1 protein-coding gene and 1 pseudogene are annotated in these 557 nt (G+C 30.0%); both read left to right on the plus strand.

The features are described from left to right. Window positions 1-186 (plus strand): hypothetical protein (locus tag ACTHUR_RS17020; protein WP_440399879.1); only part of this gene is annotated, 186 nt, incomplete at its 5' end. 61 nt (window positions 187-247) lie between these two features. Next, window positions 248-516: pseudogene (locus tag ACTHUR_RS17025) on the plus strand (hypothetical protein). The last annotated feature ends 41 nt before the right edge of the window (window positions 517-557 follow it).

Here is a 557-nt window from a genome sequence, read left to right on the forward strand (position 1 = left end):
GTATATACACCTTCCACCGAACTGGTTCATGTAGTTCATAATCTTTGCCTGTTAGGAAATGTAGTTCTCCGTATCATAGGAGATAATACTGATTTGAATAATATAGAAAAAATAGAACTTAATTTTGAGAAGTTTGATAAGTATTTTTTTTATATCGGAAGATATGGAAATAATGTTTATAAATAAATAAACCAATTTCCAACCAAGCCTGCTATCGGTTTGGTTGGAAGTAAGAGGAGGTAAGGTAGTGTTTCCTGTTATTTTCTTTTCGACATTGGGCTGTATTTTAGTATGGATAAAAGATATGCCTAAAATAAAATCAAAAAAAATTTTGGGAATATCCTTATATATTATAGGAATAATAAATGTAATAATCGGCTATGTATTAATTAAAAATATATTAGTTTCTGTTTCGGATGAAATTGGAATAAAATATCTTGCAATATATTTATCAAATATTTTTTTTGGACAATCCTGATGATGGTATTCGTAAAAAGACTGTCTAAGAAGCGGTAAGGGCAGTAGGTCATGGTGCAACATGGTTTGCCCCTAATACC

The sequence above is a fragment of the Neisseria sp. P0021.S007 genome, from assembly GCF_051956855.1.